Raw genomic sequence first — 23588 nt, forward strand, 5'->3', positions numbered from 1 at the left:
AGATCGCAAAAATTTCTTTTTGAATTGGAATTTTTATTAAGTTTGCTATAGATTAATCGTGAAGATATGCCGTACAAAGAGCGTGAAATAAATAAATTGTATTATACAATGGGAGAAGTTACAGAAATGTTTGATGTAAATGCGTCCCAAATACGTTTTTATGAGCGTGAATTTGACATTCTACAACCTAAGAAAAATAAAAAAGGCAATCGCTTATTTACGCAAGAAGATATTGCCAATTTAAAGATCATCTTCAATTTGGTTAAAGATAAAGGTTATACCCTACAGGGTGCACGTGATTACCTGCGTGACAACAAATCTGAGGCAAAAGAAAATCAACGTGTTGTAGATTCATTGGAGCGCTTGAAGAACTTTCTTCTTGAAGTTCGTGATTCACTATAGTACCTGAGAAACTTCTTTTAAAACTCCCGCAATAGGAAACTTTCCATCGTTTTCACCAACTTCTTCCCGTCTATCCGAGAGGGAAATTCTTTCGATTTATAGAAGAAATAAGATAACGAGCTGACACATTTTACAGCTGAAAATCATATATTTATTTTACATCAGTAATAGTGTTATTTTATAATATATAGCCATGAAAATTGTGCTAAAAAGAATATATGATGCAGCTTCCCCTAGTGATGGGTATCGTGTACTCATCGATAGACTTTGGCCTCGTGGAATAACAAAGGAAAAGGCTCATTTGTCTGAATGGAATAAGAATCTTGCCCCTTCAAAAGAACTTCGGATCTGGTATCACCACAATCCAGCTTTGTGGGATGACTTCTCGGAAAAATATCGAACAGAACTAAAGCATAACAACTATTGCAAGGAATTTCTTGACCACAACAAGCAACAAGAAATCATTACGTTATTATATGCCACCCATGATACCTTGCATACCCACGCCCTGATCTTACAGACCTATTTACAGGACCTTTATCAACAATATATCAGCAACAACAGATAATCCATGCAGACAGCATCTATTTTTCAAAACGTCACATTTCAGGACAAAAAACCCAAAATGGACCTCCTGCTAGAAACAAATGGCAGCAAAGAATATCGCTTGGCTTTTGCAGAAGGGCAATATCTAAAGGAGCATACAACAGCTGCATCAATTATTGTGGAAATTGTCGAAGGCAATATTGATTTTGGCGTTAACGGAAGCAAAATCAGTCTAACGAAAGGCATGTTAGTGACATTAGAGCCGAATGTACCGCACGATCTCTTTGCCATTACCCAAAGTATCGTCCGGCTGTCTATTCATAAAAAAGACTGAAGAAGAATCTAGGTGACTTAACGGTCTTTGAGTTCAATAACCTCCAGGTTCTCAATTTTATCTTTATTGATCTCAAACCGCATTAATGTCCTTACTTTGTGCCAGCCCTGCTTACCTGCCGCCCCAGGGTTGAGATGGAGACAATGGATCTTGGGGTCGAAGATAACCTTTAAGATATGTGAATGTCCAGTAATAAATAATTTAGGTGGATTTTTCATCAATTCCCCTTTTATGCGTGCAGCATATTTCCCCGGATAACCACCAATATGTGTCATAAATACGTCCACTTCCTCACACCTAAACCTCAAATCTTCTGGAAATTGTAAACGAATTTCCTGACCATCAATGTTTCCGTATACTCCGCGCAGTGGCTTAAAAGCGGCTAACCGATCCGCAACATCAGGATCACCAAAATCGCCCACATGCCATATCTCGTCGCAGGCTGCAAAATGAGTAAATACAGCTTCATCTAAAAAAGAATGTGTATCCGAGAGTAATCCGATCTTTGTCATCACTTAAAAAGCTAAAAAATAAGGTGCCAAGGCATTTCGATAAGCTTCTGAATAAATACCCTTGGCGGCATAAATAACAAACGTACGTTGAGCGAGCAGTTCGACGCGTAAGCGTTCAAATGTAACGATTTTCCGAATGGCCGATTCCCCTTCAAAGGAGCTTATTTGTACTTCACTGGAACAGTATAATCCCCTTTCCGCCGAAATTTTAGTCAACGTTTCCGCTAATGCCGTTGGAACGATCAACACTAATTTTCCCCGATCCGATAAACGTAAAGCGGCGAAATCCAGCAGTTCAGCAAAAAAATCCAGATCGGTATGTCGCGCCAGCTTCTTGCGTTCATCCGGGTTATGTAAGGAATCTGTATAAAAGGGTGGATTTGATACGATCAGATCGTAATGCCCTTGTACATCCATTTGTTGAAAGGAGGAAGCATGCAGCACTAAACGTTCCTGGAAAATGGAATTACGGAAGTTTCTGTCAGCCATCGCAGCAGCCAAAGGGTCAATTTCGACAGCCTCTACCCTACTGTCTACGAGCCGTTGAGCCAACATCAATGCAATGACTCCCGTACCTGTACCTACGTCCAGTATCCGGTCCACAGGTTCTACTTCCAGCAAGGAAGCCAGCAGTACACCATCTGTGTTAATTTTCATTGCACAGTCAGACTGATCAACCTCAAACTGTTTAAACCGAAATATCGACGCCATACATCAAAGATAAAACTTTTAGAACCTTTGGTACAAACAAACCAGTGTATCCTGCAATTTATTTGCTAATTTAGTCAGCAACAAATCTATATAAGCCATGAATATCCGTCAGCTTGCTTTTATGATATTGATCATCATCGGTGTGCTTCCTACAAAACTATTGCATGCACAAGAGAATTGTGACCGGCATACAACTGAAATACTTCCCTTATTGACAAAAACATTGAACAACAATGACTTTGACAAAATTGATCCTTTACTCAATAGTATACAAGCTAGCTGTGGTACCAACGAGTTTGTACAGCGTTTACGTATTCTTATATACATCATTGAAAAAAAGAATACCACAACAGAGATCAAAAATTATATAGACAATCAATTCGATAAAAATTTTCTACAAAGACTGGATGCGGCAGACCAGGACGATTTTTCAACACAATACGAACAGCATAAGGAAAAATACAATTTCGTGCCATTAAGGCATCCCCTGGACGGCCTGATAAAAGTAAGAGCCAAAGCCCTGCTTGCTTCCGATAGTTATACGTTAACCGATCAGGAAAAAACTATTTTAGAGCTTTTTTCAGATACTGAAGTTGCCAATGCCGTACAAGACCAACAAGCTAACGAACAAGATAATCAACAGCGGTTTCCAGTCCCCAAAGTGTACAGAGATAGACAGAAAGCCAAACTGGGCTATGTTCCTTCAATCGGCGTAGTCACCCCACTTGGCGGAGCCAACAAAATTTTCGGAACCAACATAAACTTTGGATTTATGCTGATGAGCTCGCTGGAAAGAAAATTTATTTTCGAAGGTGGCTTCAAGGTGCGCATCAACTCAAACGACCGCAATATTGATTACAATTACGAGGGCTCCAATGTTTCGGTCAATTCTTCAGCGACCGCATTTATGGGCGGTGCTGTAGGTTACAAAGTTTTTGACAACGACAAATTTATACTGATTCCAAAAGGTATCCTTGGCATAGATATTACAGATACCGGCATCACAGAAAGTGCTTATTCCTCCGGTTATTATGATCCGGATGGTTATTATTATGATGGCGGATACACCGATCGTATGGTAACCATCAATAATGTGCACTTAGGACTTGGTCTCGCATCCCTATTTCGCATGAAAAACCAAAAGTACATTGGTTTCGAACTCGGCTATCATTACACGCCTTATGATGCAAGCAGCAAGGTATTGATCCCGATACAGGCAAATTATGGAAGCTTGGAGCTATTCTTCAGGTTTTAGGCAAATAGCCCTCAAAAACCTGATGACTTCGCAGACACCAACAGCAATGAAAGCGAGCTGAAGGTTCTTTCTGGCCAATAAGACCAGACACTTTCAGAAAAAAATACGCCAGATGATGTCTATCTTACAAAACATCATCTGGCGTATATAAATCGAAAAAAATTCCGCTTGAGATCAATTTCCCAAGCCAAAAGGAAGATTTAATTCTTCAAAAGGCGTTGTATCTCATCCAATTTCATTAATGCTTCAACCGGAGTAAGCGAATTAACATCCAGGTTATTCAGCATATCCCTGATCTTATTCAAGACAGGATCATCAATAGAAAACATCTGCAATTGGTAGGCCTGTTTCTGGATTTTGCGCATGCTATCTTTAATCTGCTCACCACCTGTGCGCTCCTGCTCCAGCCTTTTCAAAATTTGATTGGCCCGATTAAGCAACTTTTGCGGCATTCCAGCGAGCTTTGCCACATGGATTCCGAAACTATGCTCTGAGCCTCCTGGAACAAGTTTACGCAAGAAAATAACTTTGTTATTAACCTCCTTCACCGTTACATTATAGTTTTTTATACGATCCAACGAAGTAGTCAGCTCGTTTAATTCATGGTAATGCGTGGCAAACAAGGTTTTTGCCTTAGCAGCAGGATGATTATGTAAAAACTCGGCAATAGCCCAGGCAATAGAAATACCGTCATAAGTACTTGTACCACGACCGATTTCATCCAAAAGAATAAGACTGCGGTCCGATAGATTATTCATGATGCTCGCGGTTTCATTCATCTCCACCATAAACGTAGATTCACCCGAAGAAAGATTGTCCGAAGCACCTACACGGGTGAAAATTTTGTCAACCAGGCCAATCTTAGCCTCTTTTGCTGGCACAAAACAACCAATTTGCGCCATTAACACGATCAATCCAGTCTGACGGAGCAATGCAGATTTACCCGCCATGTTAGGGCCCGTAATAATAATAATCTGCTGTGTTTTCGGATCTAAAAAAGTATCATTGGTAATATAATCCTCACCTATCGGCAGGTTTCTTTCAATGACAGGGTGTCTTCCACCTTTAATATCCAAAATCTTGCTCTCGCTGACTTCGGGTTTTACATAATAGTTTTTCTCCGCTACAACAGCAAAGTTAAGCAGTACATCCAACTTGGCTATGAGCTGGGCGTTGAGTTGAATAGGTTTGATGTATTCAGCAATGGCAACCAATAGCTCAGCATATAATCTATTCTCAAGCGCTTGTATCTTCTCCTCAGCACCGAGAATCTGTTCTTCATATTCTTTAAGTTCCTCCGTAATGTAACGTTCAGCATTCACCAGTGTCTGTTTACGGATCCACGTCGTCGGAACCTTATCTTTGTGCGTATTTGTGACCTCCAGATAATAACCGAAAACATTATTGAACGCTATTTTTAAAGAAGGAATCCCTGTGAGTTCCGCTTCCCTTTTTTGGATCTCAAGCAGATAATCCTTGCCACCAAAAGCGATCTTGCGCAATCGATCCAATTCAGGGTCCACCCCTTCCGCGATTACACTCCCCTTATTGATTGCGGCAGGAGGCTCCGCCTGAACCTGTTGCTCGATTTTTTCACGTATAACAGCACAAGCATCTAACTGATCTGAGATTGTCCGAAGAGCATCAGCATCTTTACGATCCGTAAGTTCCTTCAATTTCTCAATAGCATATAATGCGCGCTTCAATTGCACAATTTCCCGCGGATTCGCTTTTTGCAGTCCGATCTTGGAAATTAAACGTTCCAGATCTCCCACCTGCTTGATCTGACCAATCAGCTCATCCCGCAAATCACGGTTAGTGAAAAAGAAATCGACCACATTCAATCGCTCCTGAATACTCTTTTTGTCTTTGAGCGGCATCACGATCCAGCGCTTGAGCAGACGCGCTCCCATTGGACTGGATGTATGATCCAATACATCGGATAGCGTTACCGCATTTTCATTCAACGATCCGATTAATTCCAAATTGCGAATCGTAAAACGATCCAGCCACATAAAACGGTCCTCTTCAATACGGGAAAGCGTAGAAATGTGTTGCAGATTACGATGCTCGGTTTCATTGAGGTAATGCAATGCTACACCAGCAGCAACAACTCCTGCAGTCATGCGGTCCACACCAAATCCTTTCATCGAGGAGACTTCAAAATGCTTCAATAGCGTTTCAGTGGCATAATCACCCGTATAAGGCCACTCGTCAAGAAAATAGGTGTAATATTGTGATCCAAACTGCTCTGTAAACTCCTTGCTCTGTTTTTTTGAAAGAATAATTTCTCTCGGTTTAAAACCTTGAAGCAATTTATCTATATAGGCCACACTACCTTGAGCAACCAGAAATTCACCTGTTGAAATATCTAAGAAAGAAATACCGATCCGCTCCTTTTCGATAAAAATTGATGCTAAATAATTATTCGATTTCTGTTGAACAATATTGTCACTGTAGGAGACTCCAGGTGTCACTAGCTCGGTCACACCGCGCTTAACAATTGTTTTTGTCGTCTTCGGATCCTCCAGCTGATCACAGATCGCCACCCGTTGGCCAGCACGCACCAGTTTCGGAAGATAGGTTTCCAATGAATGATGGGGAAAACCAGCCAATGCAGTTTCCGATTCCGAGCCATTGCCACGCTTTGTCAAAACGATGCCCAAAATCTGGGCAGCTTTGATCGCATCCTCACCAAATGTCTCGTAAAAATCGCCAACACGGAACAACAACAACGCTCCAGGATACTTAATCTTGATCGCATTGTACTGTTGCATCAATGGGGTCACTTTCTTTTCTTTTGCCAACTTTTAAAATCAATTTTTATGAAGCGTAAAAATAGGATAATATCGTCGCTTTGGCAAACGATACACTCAACTTCTCGACAAAATCATTTCCATTAAACAAGAATATAAGCTAAGTTTGTATCCGAAAAAAATTAGTCATGGCCATCAAAAGATCTGGTAAACAAAATACGTCCAGCAAACAACAAAATACCTTCAAAAAAAAATCCTTCAACCCATTGAAGTCCATAAAATCTCCTATCCTGCGCATTGTGACACGGGTAGTACTCTATTTTATTGGCATTTCACTCTTTTGGGTCATTAGCCTGCGGTTTATTAATCCTCCCATCACTTGGTTGATGATTCAACGTGGGTTTGAGCTAAAAGAACAGGGCAAGGGATTTAAACTGGAAAAAAACTGGCTGGATTACGATGAACTTTCGGACAACCTAAAGTTAGCGGCCATTGCCGGAGAAGACGCTCACTTTATGACACACTGGGGATTCGACATGCAAGGAATTCAGAATGCCATTAAAAAAAATGCACAGGGAAAGAAATTACGCGGCGGAAGTACAATCAGTCAGCAGGTAGCCAAAAATGTCTTTTTATGGCCAGGGCGCTCCTGGTTAAGAAAAGGCTTCGAGACCTACTTTACCATTCTTATCGAAACATTCTGGAGCAAGAAACGCATCCTCGAAGTTTATCTTAATGTGATTGAAATGGGACAGGGAGTTTATGGTGCGGATGCGGCAGCTTCGTATTATTTTAGCAAAACAGGCAGCAATCTTTCCAAAAAACAGGCCGCATTGATTATAGCCATATTGCCAAACCCAAGAGAATGGGATGCGCGTAACCCTTCTGCTTATGTCAATAGACGTGCAAATGCGATAGCAAAATATATGCATCATTATACTATTCCTGAATAAGCGAAACCATCGCTGTTCGGCGGATCGATCAGAAGAGAAGCAATACAGATCTATAGATCAAAAAGAAAGGCCATATGTAACTATGGCCTTTCTTATATAAAATGGTTTTACAACCTATCTAAAAAGTCGTTTATGCCAGCTTTGATGGAAGGGTATTACCCAAGCGTCTTCCATTTGATGCTCATGGGTAATGGTATTATCAAATACTAAGGTATTATCGTTGATGGTACCGTCTGCCAATAACTTCTCAAATCCGTCATGGTTAACCACGCCTATTCCCTGATCCCCTTTATATGCAAATTGCATTCGATCAAATAGTTGAATACCATACTTCGATTCAACTCCTTTTAAAAATCGAACCGAACTATCAATAGAACAACCTGATGCAGCCGCCACTTCCTCGTCCACCTTAAGGATGATAAAAAGATTATCCCGCAATTCTGCGGATGCAGAAAGTGGTTTTCCATGCACTTTCCATTGTTCGGCAAACGCTTTCAGGTCAGTAACAATCTCCTGTCCCTCTGTCGCCGTTAACAGGCGATCTGCCTGATAAATCCAGATACGCTTCATATGCGAATGATTTTTACAGATCCATCTAGCCGATATGAATCAACTGATTAATCCGATACTGTTTATACTCCCGGATACATGGAATATAGTCTCCATCGCATCCGATTTCATTTAAATATTAAACCAGATTAAACAACTCGAATCCGGCGTGCCATTGTATTTCATCACAATACCTTGACCCTCAACTCTTACCACTAACCAATATAATACGGAGAGATCATCAAATAAACGATCACGCCGGTAACAGCTACATAAAGCCACATGGGATAAGTAATACGGGCAAGCTTTTTATGACGCTCATAAGAACCCGATATGCCTCTAACAAATGTAAAGAGTACAAAGGGGATGATGATAATGGAAAGCAAAATATGCGTGATCAGGATAAAGAAATAGATCGGTCTTAAAATTCCCTCGCCGCCATATTTCGTTTCGATTGAAGTCATGTGATAAGCGACATACATCGCCAGAAAAGCTAAAGAGCAAGCAATACACATTTTGATCAAACGCTCGTGCAGGGGCTTATTACCCTTTTTTATCGCAGCCACAGCCCAAAAAAGCAATACAGCCGTAATCCCATTGATAGCCGCGTAGATAGGAGGCAAAAATGTTAGCGGTTTTACATCATAACCCAGCTTTTGTAAATTCACCGTAAAAAGGATAGCAACCACTATCGGTATCACAATCGATAGCAACCAAATCCATTTACTATACTTTTTTTCCTTGTTAAGACTCTCTTCCATGATATAATTACCTCTTTTGTTCTATTGTAGCTGGATGGTTTCGGACTTCCTCGACCAATAATAATTTGATTTCATCCTCAAGGCGGTCAACATCCGTTTTGACATTAATGTCATAAATACCTCTTATCCGTCCTTTTGTATCAAGTAAAAGATAATTAGACCCAATAATAAATGGTTTGCTGCCCTCCTTATTGACAAGTGCATCTTGTAATAAACTTTCCTGGGCAAATTTAAAGATATCAACAGAAGGATCTGTCACAAAAAACCAAGATTTGGTCCATGGTTTGTAAACTTTTGCGTATTTAGCTAACACTTCTGGTGTATCGTATGCCGTATCAACCGTAATTGAATACAAGCGGACCTTCTTATTCTGAATAAATCGATTGGCGATTTGATCCAAACGCTTAATCATCGTCCGCGATAATGAAGCATCTCTAGAGTACATCAGATGGACGACAGAAAGTGTTGTATCATTATCCAATAGATGCACTTTCTTGCCATCGAAATTCACAAAATCAACCGGGGGTACAGTATGGTAGATGGTATCGGGAATATCACGTCCCCATTTACGATGGGTAGTTCCCGGAACCTCTTTCTTTCCAAAAATTGGCAAAGAGGCGTAGCTATTAGAACCGCTTTTATTTAGTACAAAATATAAAAATCCTGGCAATAAAAGAATTACTGCCAGGATCAATATAGTTTTAATACCTTTCTTTTGTCCAGTATTATTATCCATTCACTTTATCTATTTATTTGGAAACAATTGATGTTCTTGAAAAGCAGATGCTAAATACCCTCCTTCAACAAGCATCAAAACAATAAAATAAATAATAAAAATAAACACAATTGCAACGGTAACAATGAAACTCGACTTCTCGAATTTCAAGTGCATAAAGAATGCAACGATATAATAAGCTTTAACTAAAGTAAGCACGATATAAATAGTATTTACTAACGCACCTTTAGCTAAAATTTGCCAATGGTGCACGAAGCCCAATGCAATTAAAAACTCTAGACAAGTAAGGGCTAAAAGTACACCAAATACTCTCCAGATGGCCTTCTTATCCATCCCACCTTCGTGAGCGTGCTCGCCATGAGCGATATTATCTTGATATTGTGACATAGCTATCTAAATTTATTATTTCGGAATTAGATTAAGTAGAAGAACGTAAATACGAATACCCACACTAAATCCACAAAGTGCCAATATAAACCTACTTTCTCGATCATAAGATAAGAACCACGGTTTTCGAATGTATTATTTAATGTCATACATAGAATGATGATATTCAAAATAATACCCACAGTAACGTGGAAACCGTGAAAACCAGTAATTGTAAAGAACAAGTTAGCAAATTGCAAGGCCGAAGTATAAGAAATGTCATGTGTGAAATATGGCATTAATGCTGTTTTGATGGCATCACCTTCTAAACCTGTTGCTGGATTTTTACCAAACCAGAAACCCATGTGGTGTAAATGAGTCCACTCGATAGCCTGACAACCTACGAAACAGATACCTCCCAAAATAGTCCAAAGCATCCATTTAACAACTTCATTCTTTTGGTTACGGTGACCAGCTTCCACGGCCAAAACCATAGTTACAGATGACATAATCAAAATAAAGGTCATTAAACCGACAAATACCAACGGTTGACCATGCTCTGCAATTCCTGGGATAGATTGGAAGATCTTATCAGGATCAGGCCATGTTGGATGAGAAAAGCGTTGTGCGCCGTAATAAACCAAAAATGCAGAAAATGTGAAGGCATCCCCTACCAAGAAAAACCACATCATGATTTTTCCATACTCTAAGTTCCAAGGTGATTTCCCACCATTCCATGGACCAGTTTTTACCTTATCCAATTGCGATACTGTTGTACTCATTGTTTACTATTATTGATTCAAAAGTAAGAAAACATATATATAAATCCATAAAAGATCGAGAAAATGCCAAAAAATACTGGCAAGATCCATGCGGAAAAGATTGCCGTCTTTAGGAAGTTTGTTAATTCCTATAATCGCGCCAATCAAAACGATCAACCCCGCAATAATATGCGCCAAGTGCATCCAGATAAAAACGTAAATAAAAGATTGCGATGCATTGTTATTCACAAAATAAACACCCCTATCGATCAATACATTCCAAGCATGAACTTGCAAGGCAAAAAATACAGCTCCCAAAATAAAAGTTGCTATCAAAAACAACCGTTGTTTGGAAGACTCGCCATTTTTAGCCGCTTTATGTGCTAAAAACATCGTTAGACTACTAACCGCAATCACCAAGGTACTATATAAAAGTGCATTTGGCAATAGGGTCTTAATCCCTTTGTCCACGCCGCTCGCTGTATATACAATGAAACCACTGGATAACGCCGCAAACATCATGAACATACCCAACATACCCAACCATAGGTTGAACTTTTGGGCTTTTCTCTGTACTAACTTCTCGTCAGTTTGTGCTTGTATATCTAACATTATTTCAACGGAATAAAGTTAAGCAATAATACGAGTTGTGTCACAGGTAAATAAATAAATGAGGTAAACATCACTTTCTTCGCTGAAGGAATATCACAATTCTTAAACAGCAAATAACCGTAATAACCAAACATTATTCCACCGACCACGGATACAATCGTAAACCAAATTCCACCAAAGCCAAAATGATAAGGTATAAAACCTGCAGGTATCATAAACAAACCTGAAATGAATACCATAAACGCAGATATCTTATCACGTTTTGTCGTCGGCAATAAGCGAAAGCCCGCTAATTTATAGTCATCATCCACAACCCAGGCAATTGCCCAGAAATGCGGAAACTGCCATAAAAACTGAATAGCAAACAACACAAAGGGAATAATAATAATTGCCGCTTCGTTATGTCCACTATAGTAGGCTAAATCGTCTTGCGAAAAGGCTGCATAATATCCAATTAATGGCGGAAATGCACCCGGAAACGCGCCGACAAACACTGCTATTGGTGATTTTCTTTTTAATGGTGTATAGATAAAGGCGTAAAGAAGGATACAGAAAACCGACAGCAGACCAGCGACAAAATTTAAACGAACAAGCACCAAGGTTCCTAAGATGCCCATAAAGACACTCAATACCAAAGCCTGTCCTGTTGTCATGCGGCCTGATGGCAACGGTCTGTCCTCCGTACGTTTCATCAGTTTATCCAAATCCTTTTCAATGATCTCATTAAAACCGTTGGCAGAACCTGTCACCAGAAAACCACCTATAGTCAACAATAACCAATTGAACCAGAATATATCACCCTGTTGTTTTGATCCTATCAGAAAAGCAATTGACGCGGAAAATACGACCGTCAATGTAAGTCTCAACTTAACAAGCTTTTTGAAATCTGAAATAAATTCTTTCATAACTAAAAGAGACCTCCTACTATCAGTGTAATTAAACACGTACTTTTAAACATAAACATCCCGAATTCCAAGATTAGTGCCTTTGCTTGTTTAACAATAACAACAGGTAGAACTGTGCCCCAAATAAGAGCGTAGCTACCACCAAATGCGTTGTCTGTGCAAATGCAGGTATTGCAAATCGAGCTAAGATAATTCCTGATAGCATTTGGATACCCACTAGAATCAATGCGATTAAAGCAAATTTATATTGCTTAGAACCCGTATTAAAACTCGTGCGGACCAAAAAGAATAATACAATAACTAAAATCAAAGAACAATATGCCAACCAGCGATGTAACTCAAACTGTTGGCCAATAGTTGTTATAAAATCAGTCCGGGCTATCGTTGAACCGGTTAATAAATCAACCTCCTCTCGAACTCCCGTTCCGACAATTACCTGTGTTAGCATCAATAAAATTGAAGCAATAGCAAGCCCTTTTAATATACCCAAAGAACGATTGACCAGTAAGGTCTTGTTTCGCAAAGTAACTGCTTTGAAATATGTATAAATACTAATACAAACAATTACAATGGCTAAGAGCATATGTACCGTAATAATCCAGGGCATCAGATTTGTCGATACAACGATCGATCCCAGCCAAGCCTGAAGTACGACAACAAAAAGATTAATCACTGACCAAACAACGATCGAGCTTTTTGATTTTAAATAGGTGAAAGAATAAATAGCTGTAAATAACAAACAGAATCCGGAAACAACGCCTACCAACCGATTGATATATTCCGTCCAAGTTTTCGCAACATTAAACTCTTCATGCTGCAAAATACTCTTATCGGTACGGAGCTTGTAAGCCATTTCCTTATCGCCGAAAAATTCTACAATTTTCGCGAAACGTTCGTTCTTCTTTGCTCTTCCTTCAATATAATGCTGTTCATATCCTTGAGGTAATTGGGAGATATCTGTTGGAGGAATAATACGGTTAAAACATCTTGGCCAATCTGGGCATCCCATTCCTGACCCTGTACTCCGAACAACTCCTCCAGCAATAATGACCAAAAACAACACAATGATCGTTATAAAATTGGTCTTTATAAATCGCTTCTCAGCTGCTGGAAACATAATACTACCCCTACCTCTTAAAATACAAACTTCCATAAAATAGAGTAGGAATTCCTACTCTATTTTATAAGATTTTATTAGTCTTTTCTACCATTTTGAGCATTCCATTCTGCCTGGATACGCTCAGCTTCCTCGTCTCCTTCGAAATCATGAGGCAAATTAGAGCTCATTGTTTCAGAGAAAGGAACACTTTGAGGAATAAAATCCTCACCATGACCTGGCTTACTGTAATCGTAAGGCCAACGGTGTACAGTTGGAATTTCTCCTGGCCAGTTACCATGGATATGCTCTACTGGAGTAGTCCATTCCAATGTGTTTGACTGCCAAGGGTTTTGTGGGGCTTTTTTACCGAAGAAAATCGATGTAAAGAAGTTCCACAAGAAAGCTACCTGACCTAAAGCAGCGATGATTGCAGCCCATGTTACCAATTTGTTGACAGAAACCCATTTCGCCATGAAAGCAAACTCTGTAAATGCATAGTAACGGCGAGGCACACCATCGATACCCATAAAGTGCATTGGGAAGAATACCATGTAAGCACCAATGAAAGTCAACCAGAAGTGTAAATAACCCAATTTTGTGTTCATCATACGACCGAACATCTTAGGATACCAGTGGTAAACACCACAAAGCATACCGAAGATTGACGCCGATCCCATTACCAAGTGGAAGTGGGCAACAACAAAATACGTATCGTGTAAGTTGATATCTAACGCTGCATTACCTAGGAACAATCCTGTCAAACCACCAGAGATAAAGAACGATACCAAACCGATAGCAAACATCATCGCTGGAGTGAAACGGATATTACCTTTCCACAACGTTGCAAGATAGTTAAACGCTTTTACAGCAGAAGGAACCGCGATAATCAATGTTGTAATCATAAATACACCACCCAAGAACGGGTTCATACCTGTTACAAACATGTGGTGACCCCATACGATAAACGATAATACGGTGATACCGATCAATGAATAAACCATTGCATGGTAACCAAAGATTGGTTTACGTGAGTTGGTCGCAATAACCTCAGAAGTTAAACCTAAAGCAGGCATAACAACGATATATACCTCAGGGTGACCTAAGAACCAGAACAAGTGTTGGAACAAAATTGGTGAACCACCTTCGTTCGGTAAAATTTGTCCTTGAACAACAAGATCCGACAAATAGAATGACGTACCAGCAGCACGGTCAAAAATCAGAAGAACAACCGCCGAAACCAATACTGGGAATGACAACATACCCACGATAGCAGTTAAGAAGAACGCCCAGATTGTCAAAGGCATTTTCCATAAGTCCATTCCTTTTGTACGCATGTTCAAAATTGTACTTACATAGTTAATACCACCGATCAACTGTGAAGCTACAAATAGAACCATACTCACCAACCACAAAGTCATACCAGTTGCAGATCCTGCGATTGCAGTAGGAACAGCCGATAGTGGGGGATAGATTGTCCAACCAGCAGAAGCAGGTCCACTTTCTACGAAGAACGATGCAACCATAATCACTGATGCTACAAAGAACAACCAGTAAGATAACATGTTCATAAAAGGAGATGCCATATCGCGTGCTCCGATTTGATATGGAATCAATAAGTTACTAAAAGTACCTGATAGACCAGCCGTTAACACGAAGAATACCATAACGGTACCGTGAATGGTTACCAAGGAAAGGAAAAACTCCGGTTTTATACGACCGCCTTCAGCCCATTTACCCAAGAATACTTCTAATATAGGGAACTCTTTATCCGGCCATGCTAATTGGATACGGAATAATACTGATAAAAGCATCGCAAAAACTGCCATGATGATACCAGTGATCAAGAATTGCTTAGCAATCATCTTGTGGTCACCCGAGAAGATATACTTTCTGATGAACGACTCCTCGTGATGATGGCCGTGCGAATCGTGATGTTCAGCGCTATGCGATATTACTGTACTTGACATATTCGATTTTATATTCAAAAATTCTTAATTAGTTCAAAGATGCTGTAACTTGTACGCTATCCTTTTTCACGTTAGCTGTTTTACCGCTGAACTCTTTTTGCAAATCCTCAGTAAAATATTTGTTTTGTTTAGCTAACCACTCTTTATATTTCTCTTCAGTTACGACAACCACTTTCTTTTGCATGTTGTAGTGACCAGATCCACAGATCTTGTTACACAACATCACGAAATCATAGTTATAATCACCCAAACGATCACGCATCTCTTCTGTTGTAACAGTAGGTGTGAACTGGAAGTAATTGGTCATTCCCGGTACCGCATTGATCTGAACACGGAAATCAGGAATATAGAAAGAGTGAATAATATCTTTTGAAACGATATGGAAACGAACTGGTTTATTTACAGGCAACCAAATTTCAGATCCTTGAATATCATCCCAAGAATTTTTATCATTAAAGTCAATACCGTACGGGTTGGTTGGTGTCGTCATTTTATAATTACGTTTACCAATAATCCCATCTGAACCAGCATAACGGACATTCCATTGGAATTGCTCGCCTAATACCTCAACTTGTAATGCTGACTTTTGTAGATCCTCAGGAATATTTGTGATTGATCTCCATGTAAAGAAACCGAACAATACCAAAACTGTCAAAACAACAGCGGGAACAATTGTCCACAATTTCTCAATTGCATTGTTATGAGGATAATAATAAGCCTGACGTTTTGCACGCATGCGATACAAAAATGTAAAAGTCATCAACAAGATGTGTGTGATAACCAATACAAATGTTGTAATTGCAGTCGTAATGATAAACATTGTATCAATACGCTCACCGTGCTCAGTTACTGCAGATCTCCAATAAGCGGCTCCCCAGTGTACATATGACCAATATACACCGTAAAGGAATACAACCAAGAAAATGAATAACAATGCCGATTGAAACGTGTTATTCGCAAACGGATTGTATTTACCGTTCATCTTTCTTGTCAATTCATAGATCGAAAGTACTTTACCGATAACGGCAACAACTGTACATATAACCAAGAATAACAAGACATAATATGTGAAGTTTTTATAAACCTGAGGGTCTATTTGCTTCACTTCTTCAACAGCAGGAGCAGCAGCACTAGCTTCTGTAGAAGAACTAGCAGATGCAACAGCAGCAGTACCTGCTGCCGCTGTTGTATCTTTTGCAACCGAATCCGTTGCTGCAGGGGCAGCCACTGCTGTAGTCGCCGCTTTAGCAGAATCAGATGCTACTGTATCTTGTTGACTTGCTAGGATAGGAGTCGCAAAAAGCAATCCTAGTGCAAGCACAAAACCCGAGATGGATTTGAATCTATTATTTAATTTAAAGCTCATTTCTTTTATAACGTTTTTACGTAACCTTCCTTTAAAAGTGAAACTATATCTGATGATGCAAACTCTCATCCAAGAAAGGATGATTTTTAGGCACCAATGCTTGTTTACTCAATTTACTCATCACTAAGAAGATGAACAAACCTAAGAAACCAAGTGCAGTTCCGATTTCAATGATACCAAATCCTCTATGTTCAGCAACAGTACCAGGCATGATCATGATATAATAATCTAGCCAGTGACCAGCCAATAATAGAATCGCTACGAACAACATCACGTTTTGTTTCCGTTTCGCATCGCGATCCACTAATAGTAACAATGGTGCCACAAAGTTAATGATAATACTCAACCAAAACCAAGGTTTGTATTCAGGTTCCCAACGTTTGTAGAAATAAACTGTTTCCTCTGGGATGTTTGAATACCAAATCAACATGAATTGTGCAAACCAAACATAAGTCCAGAAGATAGAGAAACCGAACATCAATTTACCCAAATCGTGTAAATGATTTTCGTTTACCCAGTTCATATAACCAGCTTTCTTCAATACAACAACGATGATCGTGATACATGAAATACCACTTACCCACATTGCTGCAAAGTTATACCAACCGAACATTGTCGAAAACCAGTGTGCCTCTAAAGACATTACTGTATCGAAAGACCAGATAGGTGTAGTAAAACCGAAGATAACTAAGAAGATTGCCGACAATTTGAATGACTTTTTATAAGAAGTCAATCCACCTTCTAAATCTTCTTTATAAGAAAGTTTCGCAAAAATAACGGCAAAAATGCTATATGTACCCATAAACACGACCTGACGGATCAAGAAGAATGGAACATTTAAATAAGCAGATTTACCTGCGATAATAGGGTCAAAATTTGTACTATGCGGATCAGTGATACCATCTGCATTCCAGTGGTGATATAAGTTATGTGTGGTTAAACCTAAACCTACAATAACTAATAAAACTAATGATGCAATTGGTAAAACACTCGCCATAGCCTGAGGTATACGTACCAAACCTGCAGACCATGCAGATTGTGTTACATATTGCAAGGCAACAAAGAATGTTCCAGCTGCGCATACACATGTAAAGTAATAACCCATCAATAACAAGTTGGCATAAGTACGCTCTACAGTAACGTGATCGCCCGAAAGCAACCCGAAAGCTACAGCAGCTACGCCTAGTACAACAGCGATAATACTGTACAATTTAGCCTTGCCAGCAAACTCGTATCGCTCGTTGAAATTATAATCGTGATGATGACTGTGAGTTCCCATTTATATATCTGATGTTAGATTATTTCTTTTGTAATTCGTTAACATACATAACAACTTTCCATCTCTCCTCTGGAGACAATTGAGATGCATGTGATCCCATGGAGTTGTGTCCGTAATAAATTGTATGGTAAATTTTACCATCAGTCAAGTCAGCCATCAAACCACCCCGTGAAGAGCTCGCTGCATCTGTTCTTTGATAAGATGGTGGCGGAGGAAAGTTCTCTAATTGACGAGTACCTCTTGAATCAGTCACGCTACGGTCTTTCGTGATAGGACCATCACCTTTACCTTCTACTCCATGACATATCGAGCAGTAAGTGGTGAACAAAGCTTTACCTTTTTCAAGATTTTCGGCATTTACGACCAAAGGACTTTTTACTTCTCTTCCTGCACGTTCATAATCCTCTAATGTATTGGCGTATTCAAAACGAGTGAAACCAATTGGATCTGTACCTTTAGGAGGTGTTTGTGCTGTTTTTCCATCAGCAAAATTCGCATTAGGTTGATCCGGATTGAAAGCAAGCGGATCGTACATGTTACGAGAAAACTCTAAACCTGTACTACGAGTTGTTTTGTCACCACAAGAAGAAACAAGTGCTGTCAATGCCACAGCTGCGCATAGCGTTCCAAGTAAATTCTTCTTATTCATAGCTAACATATTTTCTATCATTGTACTTAACTTCAACAGCTCCAGCTTCTTTCAATAAGCTATCGATCAAAGCGTGATCTGTATTTTCTTTGGCATCTACTGCAAGGATGAAACGATCATCTGTTGCTCTCAAGTCCATTACACGAGGTGCACGTCCCGGAAATAAGTGGTTACGGAAGAAAAACGTGGCAACCATACCCAATGCACACAATAAGATCGTAACCTCAAATGTAACTGGAACAAAGTTTGGCATACCAAAAGATGGTTTACCACCGATATTCATCGGCCAATCATAAGCCATTGTATAATACAACAAACTAAAACCTAATGTCGTTCCTAATGCTCCAAAGCAAAATGCTGCGATAGGCAAGCGAGAAGGTTTCACACCCAGCTTTGCTTCGATGCCGTGAATAGGCATCGGAGTAAAGCAGTCGTAAATACTTATATTGTTTGCTTGCAATTTGTCGATCCCATGCATCATTTCATCGGGATCCGCAAAACTACCTAATATATATTTTGTATTGCTCATTGCTGATTATTTTCTAACTGATAATTCTTTAATCTCTTCTTCTGTCACTGAATCATATTTCTCTAATGACTCTTGGAAGTACTTCACTTGTTCCTCAGGGAATGCGCCTTCTTGAGCCAATTTAGTTTTATGTTGTAATGAAGATGATTTCAACAACAATTTCACTTCGGCGATAGCGATACCTGGTAAGAAACGTAAGAACAACAAGAATAATGTAAAGAATAATCCGATTGAACCTACAAAGATACCTACGTCTGTCCAAGTTGGGTAGAACATTGCCCAAGATGAAGGCAAGTAATCACGGTGCAATGAAGTCACGATAATTACAAAACGCTCAAACCACATACCGATGTTTACCACAATCGATAAGATCCATGAGATAGGAATACTTGTACGGATTTTTTTGAACCAGAATAACTGTGGAGAAATTACGTTACAAGTCATCATTGACCAGTAAGCCCACGCGTATGGACCCAACATACGGTTCTCGAAAGCATACATTTCGTATTCTGAACGAGAGTACATTGCGATAAACAACTCAGTTAAATAAGCTACACCCACGATAGAACCTGTCGTCATGATAATGATATTCATCGACTCAATGTGGAACATCGTGATGTAGTTCTCAAAGTTCATTACTTTACGTAAGATCAACAATAAAGTCTGTACCATCGCGAAACCAGAGAAGATCGCACCCGCCACGAAATATGGAGGGAAGATCGTTGTATGCCATCCAGGGATAACCGAAGTTGCAAAGTCCATGGATACGATCGTGTGTACAGAAAGTACCAGCGGAGTAGAAATACCGGCCAAGATCAATGACACGATTTCAAAACGTTGCCAAGTCTTAACAGAACCATTCCATCCGAATGATAATACAGAATAGATTTTTTGTTTTAATCCAGTAGCACGGTCACGAATTGTCGCGATATCCGGCAACAAACCACAGTACCAGAATACCAAGGATACTGTAAAGTAAGTCGAGATCGCAAACGCATCCCACACCAAAGGAGAGTTGAAGTTTACCCAAAGTGATCCAAATTGATTTGGAAGTGGGAAAATCCAATAAGCCAACCAAGGACGCCCCATGTGAGCTACAACGTATGTCGCCGCACAGATTACCGCAAAGATCGTCATCGCCTCTGCAGAACGGTTGATTGAATTACGCCAGTTCTGGCGGAAGATTAATAATACAGCTGAAATCAACGTACCCGCGTGACCGATACCTACCCACCATACGAAGTCGGTGATATCCCAAGCCCAGCCTACAGTTTTATTCAGACCCCAAGCGCCGATACCTGTCCAAAAGGTATAACTAACGCTAACTACCCATAATAAAGCACCTAATACAGCAACGGTAAAACCAATCCACCATGCTTTATTCGGTTTATTTTCAACCGGTAGTAAGATATCATCCGTAATTTTTGCATACGTAATGTCCTTACCGGTCATTAATGGTTCTCTTAATATTGATTCGTTATGCGATGACATAGTATTTTTATTTCAAATATTGTACAAGATTACGCCTCAAAAGTGTTTCTAACTTTTGTCATATAACCGATACCCGGTTGAACATTGATTTCCTCAAGTACGTAATAAACACGCTCGTTGCGTAATGCTTTTGATACTTCTGATTCTGGATCATTTGCATCTCCAAAGATGATCGCATTTGCCGAACATGCTTGTTGACAAGCCATTTGGATATCGCCATCTTTAACTTTGCGATTTTGAATCTTAGCTTGCAATTTACCTGCTTGAATACGTTGGATACACATTGAACATTTCTCCATTACCCCACGTGAACGAGTAACAACATCTGGATTCAATACCAATTGTGTGAACTCATTGTTCAAGTAGTTGTCAAAACGTGAATCATTCCAGTATGCAAACCAGTTGAAACGACGAACTTTGAAAGGACAGTTATTCGCACAGTAACGTGTACCAAAACAACGGTTATATGCCATGTGGTTTAAACCTTCTGAAGAGTGTACTGTTGCCAATACTGGACAAACCGTTTCACAAGGTGCGTGACCACAGTGTTGACACAACATCGGTTGGTGAACAACAGTGATATCTTCGAAATCTAAATCAGCCGAAGCTCTCGCAATTTCTTTCTCTTTTGTAAGATCTTGATCTTTTCCTTCGATTGTATAGTAACGGTCAATACGTAACCAGTGCATTTCACGACGACGACGAACCTCATCACGACCTACAACAGGAATATTATTTTCAACGTTACAAGCAACGATACAAGCACCACAACCCGTACATGCGTTCAAGTCGATTGCCATCACCCATTTGTGACCAGGTTGCTCATATTTGTTCCACAAATCGTATGTTTTGTGATTATCTGTAAAGCGTCCTGCCTCAGAGTTAGGATCTTTCAGATATTTCGCAAATGTCGTCTCACGGATCACGTTACGACCTTCGATCGTGTGGTGTGTTTGTGTTTGTGCCAATTGGTAAGTTCCAGACGCTTTCGCTACAGTTGCTTTAGCAACACCTTGTACTGTACCATTGATGATAGAAGCAAAAGGGAACGCGTTTTTACCAACTTCATTACCTGCTTTACCAACTTTTGTACGGCCGTAACCTACAGCAATAGAAACTGTTCCTTGTGCTTGACCAGGTTGTTGTACAACTGGCAATTCCAATTCAACACCATTTGCTTTTACAGTCACTTTACCGTCTTCACCCAATCCTAATTTCTCAGCATCTTTCGGGTTAAGAGCAGCGTAGTTATCCCAAGTTACTTTAGAAACAGGGTCAGGCAGTTCTTGTAAATAAGCGTTGTTCGCGTAACGACCGTCACGAAGACCAGCAGGCTCATAAAGTTTCAATTCAAACTCACCTGTAATCGCTTTGCTTGATGCCTCAATCGCTGAAGCCGCCGCTGCAGCATTTCCTGTAAATGCAGGAGCTGTTGCCGCTTTAGCACCTTTATATTCAAAACCAGTTTGCAATACAGCATCCCAGTTTTTCGTAGAACCCGCTAAGATTTGTGTAGACCACAAGTTCTTAACGAAGTTGTACATATCGGTATCATTTCCTGCCCAAGTCAACAAGCTTTGTTCAACTTGACGTGTTTTGAAAACAGGATTAATTGTTGGTTGAACGATCGAGAACAAACCTTCTTTTGGATTCGCATCACCCCAAGACTCCAAGAATGTACTTGCTGGAGCGATCGCTGTCAATTCAGAAGCTGTTTCATCCGCACGTTGCGAAAACGATAAGGTGAAAGGAACTTGTTTCAACGCTGCTTTTACATCTTCTGCTTTGAAGTAATCATACACCGGGTTGCTATTCAAGAAGAACGCAACACCAACTTGACCTGATTTCGCAGCTGCTAAGAAAGCTTGGAACGAAGAATCTGAACCTTGGTATTGTTTAGAATAGTTATCCAAATCGATGATTGTACCGTACGCGCCTAATGCAACGTTAATTGCATTGACCAATACCTGTACATTGACATCGTTAGAACCAGCAACAACAACTGCTGCGCCTTTGCTGTTCACCAATTCTTTCGCTGCTAGAGCGACACCTTTTTGTGCTTTTTTGTTTGCAGTGGCACCAGCCAAAGACTGACCAGTGATTGCATTATATAAAGCAACCAATGTAGCTCCTTCTTCCGAAGGTTTGATGGCGATACGAGCATCCGCATTTGTACCAGTCATCGAAAGACCAGACTCAAATTGCACGTGACGTGACATTTTTCCGTTTTTCAACGATTTATAATCACGGTTTTTAGCGTATTGTTGTGTATGCTCCTCACCTGCTAACCAAGTTCCTAAGAAATCAGCTGCAACGGAAACAATCACATTTGCCTTTTCAAAATTGTATGAAGGGACAACAGCTTTCCCAAATGAAGCTTTATTCGCCTCAATAATACCGCTGTAAGATACAGCATCGTATTGTACATGGTTAACTGTTGGGAATTTCGTTGCGAAAGCAGCGATAGCCGCCAACGTTGAAGGACTGTTTACGGTGTTAGAAACGATCGTAATTTGTTTACCAGAAGATGCTGCTGCATTCAAAGCTTTAACAACTTCCCCATCCAATTTAGACCACTCTACATCTTGACCTTTCAATTGTGCCTGTTTCAATTTGGACTCATCGTATAAATCCAATACAGAAGCAGCAGTCGTTGAATCCAAACCTTGGTTCAAACCAATTGCATTCGGGTTAGGCTCAACATTGATCGGACGACCTTCGCGCGTTTTAACCAAGATACTTTGACCGTTGAACGTCGAAGCATAATAGTTAGGGATACCTGGAGTTACCTCTTCAGGTTTAATCAAATAAGGAACTGCCTTATGCACAGGAGTACGGTTACAAGCCGCTAAAGAAACAGCACCCAAACCAAATCCTAATGCTTTCAAGAAGTCACGGCGAGGAGTTTTAGTACTCAAGCCAGCTTCGTTTAATACATCTTCTACAGGAATAGATTCGGCAAACTCACCCTTGCTTCCTTCAACGAAAGCAGGAGTTTGGTTTAACTCTTCCAAACCTTTCCAATATTTTTTATTGCTATCCATTTAAG

23 protein-coding genes are annotated in these 23588 nt (G+C 39.9%); 5 read left to right on the forward strand and 18 right to left on the reverse strand.

Annotation, left to right across the window (positions count from 1 at the left end):
• Window positions 1-66 precede the first annotated feature (66 nt).
• The 3 genes from B3E92_RS11890 (at window position 67) to B3E92_RS11900 (ending at window position 1282) form a co-directional block, all read left to right on the forward strand.
• Window positions 67-402: a MerR family transcriptional regulator gene (locus B3E92_RS11890; RefSeq protein WP_046674120.1), complete on the forward strand. Its 336-nt coding sequence runs from the start codon at window positions 67-69 to the stop codon at window positions 400-402.
• Window positions 403-595: 193 nt separating this feature from the next.
• Window positions 596-970, forward strand: coding sequence for a DUF488 domain-containing protein (locus tag B3E92_RS11895; protein ID WP_286848512.1), 375 nt, complete (start codon window positions 596-598; stop codon window positions 968-970).
• Window positions 971-973: 3 nt separating this feature from the next.
• Entirely contained in the window at window positions 974-1282 is a 309-nt protein-coding gene (locus B3E92_RS11900) for an AraC family ligand binding domain-containing protein (RefSeq protein WP_088160242.1), read from the forward strand.
• A 17-nt stretch (window positions 1283-1299) separates the two neighbouring features.
• Here the strand turns inward: B3E92_RS11900 and B3E92_RS11905 are convergent, their stop codons facing one another.
• Together B3E92_RS11905 and B3E92_RS11910 are read right to left on the reverse strand one after the other, a co-directional pair.
• Window positions 1300-1794, reverse strand: a complete 495-nt coding sequence (locus B3E92_RS11905; RefSeq protein ID WP_088160241.1) for a metallophosphoesterase family protein — start codon at window positions 1792-1794, stop codon at window positions 1300-1302.
• 3 nt (window positions 1795-1797) lie between these two features.
• Window positions 1798-2505 (reverse strand): tRNA1(Val) (adenine(37)-N6)-methyltransferase, encoded by a 708-nt coding sequence (locus tag B3E92_RS11910; RefSeq protein ID WP_088160240.1) that lies wholly within the window; start codon window positions 2503-2505, stop codon window positions 1798-1800.
• A 97-nt stretch (window positions 2506-2602) separates the two neighbouring features.
• Here B3E92_RS11910 and B3E92_RS11915 point away from each other — a divergent pair, with 97 nt between their 5' ends.
• The gene (locus B3E92_RS11915) at window positions 2603-3760 is read left to right on the forward strand and encodes a hypothetical protein (protein ID WP_286735783.1); all 1158 of its coding nucleotides are present in this window, start codon (window positions 2603-2605) and stop codon (window positions 3758-3760) included.
• A 200-nt stretch (window positions 3761-3960) separates the two neighbouring features.
• On the opposite strand, the gene mutS is transcribed toward B3E92_RS11915, so the two are convergent.
• The gene (gene mutS / locus B3E92_RS11920; RefSeq protein WP_286735782.1) at window positions 3961-6567 is read right to left on the reverse strand and encodes a DNA mismatch repair protein MutS; all 2607 of its coding nucleotides are present in this window, start codon (window positions 6565-6567) and stop codon (window positions 3961-3963) included.
• 137 nt (window positions 6568-6704) lie between these two features.
• On the opposite strand from mutS, the gene mtgA reads away from it, so the two are divergent.
• Window positions 6705-7469 carry a monofunctional biosynthetic peptidoglycan transglycosylase gene (gene mtgA / locus B3E92_RS11925; RefSeq protein ID WP_070560704.1) on the forward strand — a complete coding sequence of 255 codons (765 nt, stop codon included), beginning with the start codon at window positions 6705-6707 and terminating at the stop codon, window positions 7467-7469.
• A 114-nt stretch (window positions 7470-7583) separates the two neighbouring features.
• Here the strand turns inward: mtgA and B3E92_RS11930 are convergent, their stop codons facing one another.
• The 15 genes from B3E92_RS11930 to B3E92_RS12000 form a co-directional block, all read right to left on the reverse strand.
• Window positions 7584-8039: an ABC transporter ATPase gene (locus B3E92_RS11930; protein WP_088160237.1), complete on the reverse strand. Its 456-nt coding sequence runs from the start codon at window positions 8037-8039 to the stop codon at window positions 7584-7586.
• Window positions 8040-8233: 194 nt separating this feature from the next.
• Window positions 8234-8779, reverse strand: a complete 546-nt coding sequence (locus tag B3E92_RS11935; RefSeq protein WP_088160236.1) for a DUF420 domain-containing protein — start codon at window positions 8777-8779, stop codon at window positions 8234-8236.
• A gap of 7 nt (window positions 8780-8786) precedes the next feature.
• A complete protein-coding gene (locus tag B3E92_RS11940; protein WP_088160235.1) occupies window positions 8787-9515 on the reverse strand; it encodes an SCO family protein in 729 nt (242 codons plus the stop codon).
• A gap of 9 nt (window positions 9516-9524) precedes the next feature.
• Window positions 9525-9902: a cytochrome C oxidase subunit IV family protein gene (locus B3E92_RS11945; protein ID WP_088160234.1), complete on the reverse strand. Its 378-nt coding sequence runs from the start codon at window positions 9900-9902 to the stop codon at window positions 9525-9527.
• 26 nt (window positions 9903-9928) lie between these two features.
• The gene (locus B3E92_RS11950; RefSeq protein ID WP_046674128.1) at window positions 9929-10663 is read right to left on the reverse strand and encodes a cytochrome c oxidase subunit 3; all 735 of its coding nucleotides are present in this window, start codon (window positions 10661-10663) and stop codon (window positions 9929-9931) included.
• A gap of 9 nt (window positions 10664-10672) precedes the next feature.
• Window positions 10673-11254 (reverse strand): cytochrome c oxidase subunit 3, encoded by a 582-nt coding sequence (locus tag B3E92_RS11955; RefSeq protein WP_088160233.1) that lies wholly within the window; start codon window positions 11252-11254, stop codon window positions 10673-10675.
• Entirely contained in the window at window positions 11254-12159 is a 906-nt protein-coding gene (gene cyoE / locus B3E92_RS11960; RefSeq protein WP_070563553.1) for a heme o synthase, read from the reverse strand. Before cyoE ends, B3E92_RS11955 begins: the two co-directional genes overlap by 1 nt.
• Before the next feature lie 73 nt (window positions 12160-12232).
• Window positions 12233-13276, reverse strand: coding sequence for a COX15/CtaA family protein (locus B3E92_RS11965; RefSeq protein WP_070563550.1), 1044 nt, complete (start codon window positions 13274-13276; stop codon window positions 12233-12235).
• A 77-nt stretch (window positions 13277-13353) separates the two neighbouring features.
• Window positions 13354-15225, reverse strand: coding sequence for a cytochrome c oxidase subunit I (locus tag B3E92_RS11970; protein ID WP_172462307.1), 1872 nt, complete (start codon window positions 15223-15225; stop codon window positions 13354-13356).
• A gap of 28 nt (window positions 15226-15253) precedes the next feature.
• Window positions 15254-16591 carry a cytochrome c oxidase subunit II gene (locus B3E92_RS11975; protein ID WP_075991042.1) on the reverse strand — a complete coding sequence of 446 codons (1338 nt, stop codon included), beginning with the start codon at window positions 16589-16591 and terminating at the stop codon, window positions 15254-15256.
• 43 nt (window positions 16592-16634) lie between these two features.
• Window positions 16635-17870: a quinol:cytochrome C oxidoreductase gene (locus tag B3E92_RS11980; RefSeq protein ID WP_145327840.1), complete on the reverse strand. Its 1236-nt coding sequence runs from the start codon at window positions 17868-17870 to the stop codon at window positions 16635-16637.
• A 19-nt stretch (window positions 17871-17889) separates the two neighbouring features.
• Window positions 17890-18528: a c-type cytochrome gene (locus tag B3E92_RS11985; RefSeq protein WP_376747259.1), complete on the reverse strand. Its 639-nt coding sequence runs from the start codon at window positions 18526-18528 to the stop codon at window positions 17890-17892.
• Complete coding sequence (locus tag B3E92_RS11990; RefSeq protein ID WP_075991040.1) at window positions 18512-19048, reverse strand: DUF3341 domain-containing protein; 537 nt, start codon at window positions 19046-19048, stop codon at window positions 18512-18514. The genes B3E92_RS11985 and B3E92_RS11990 overlap by 17 nt, the downstream gene beginning before the upstream one ends.
• Before the next feature lie 6 nt (window positions 19049-19054).
• Window positions 19055-20539: an NrfD/PsrC family molybdoenzyme membrane anchor subunit gene (gene nrfD / locus B3E92_RS11995; protein WP_046674137.1), complete on the reverse strand. Its 1485-nt coding sequence runs from the start codon at window positions 20537-20539 to the stop codon at window positions 19055-19057.
• A gap of 29 nt (window positions 20540-20568) precedes the next feature.
• The gene (locus B3E92_RS12000; protein WP_115047212.1) at window positions 20569-23583 is read right to left on the reverse strand and encodes a TAT-variant-translocated molybdopterin oxidoreductase; all 3015 of its coding nucleotides are present in this window, start codon (window positions 23581-23583) and stop codon (window positions 20569-20571) included.
• Between the last annotated feature and the right edge of the window lie 5 nt (window positions 23584-23588).

It is taken from the genome of Sphingobacterium sp. UBA6317 (assembly GCF_002440385.1).
GTDB lineage: Bacteria > Bacteroidota > Bacteroidia > Sphingobacteriales > Sphingobacteriaceae > Sphingobacterium > Sphingobacterium multivorum.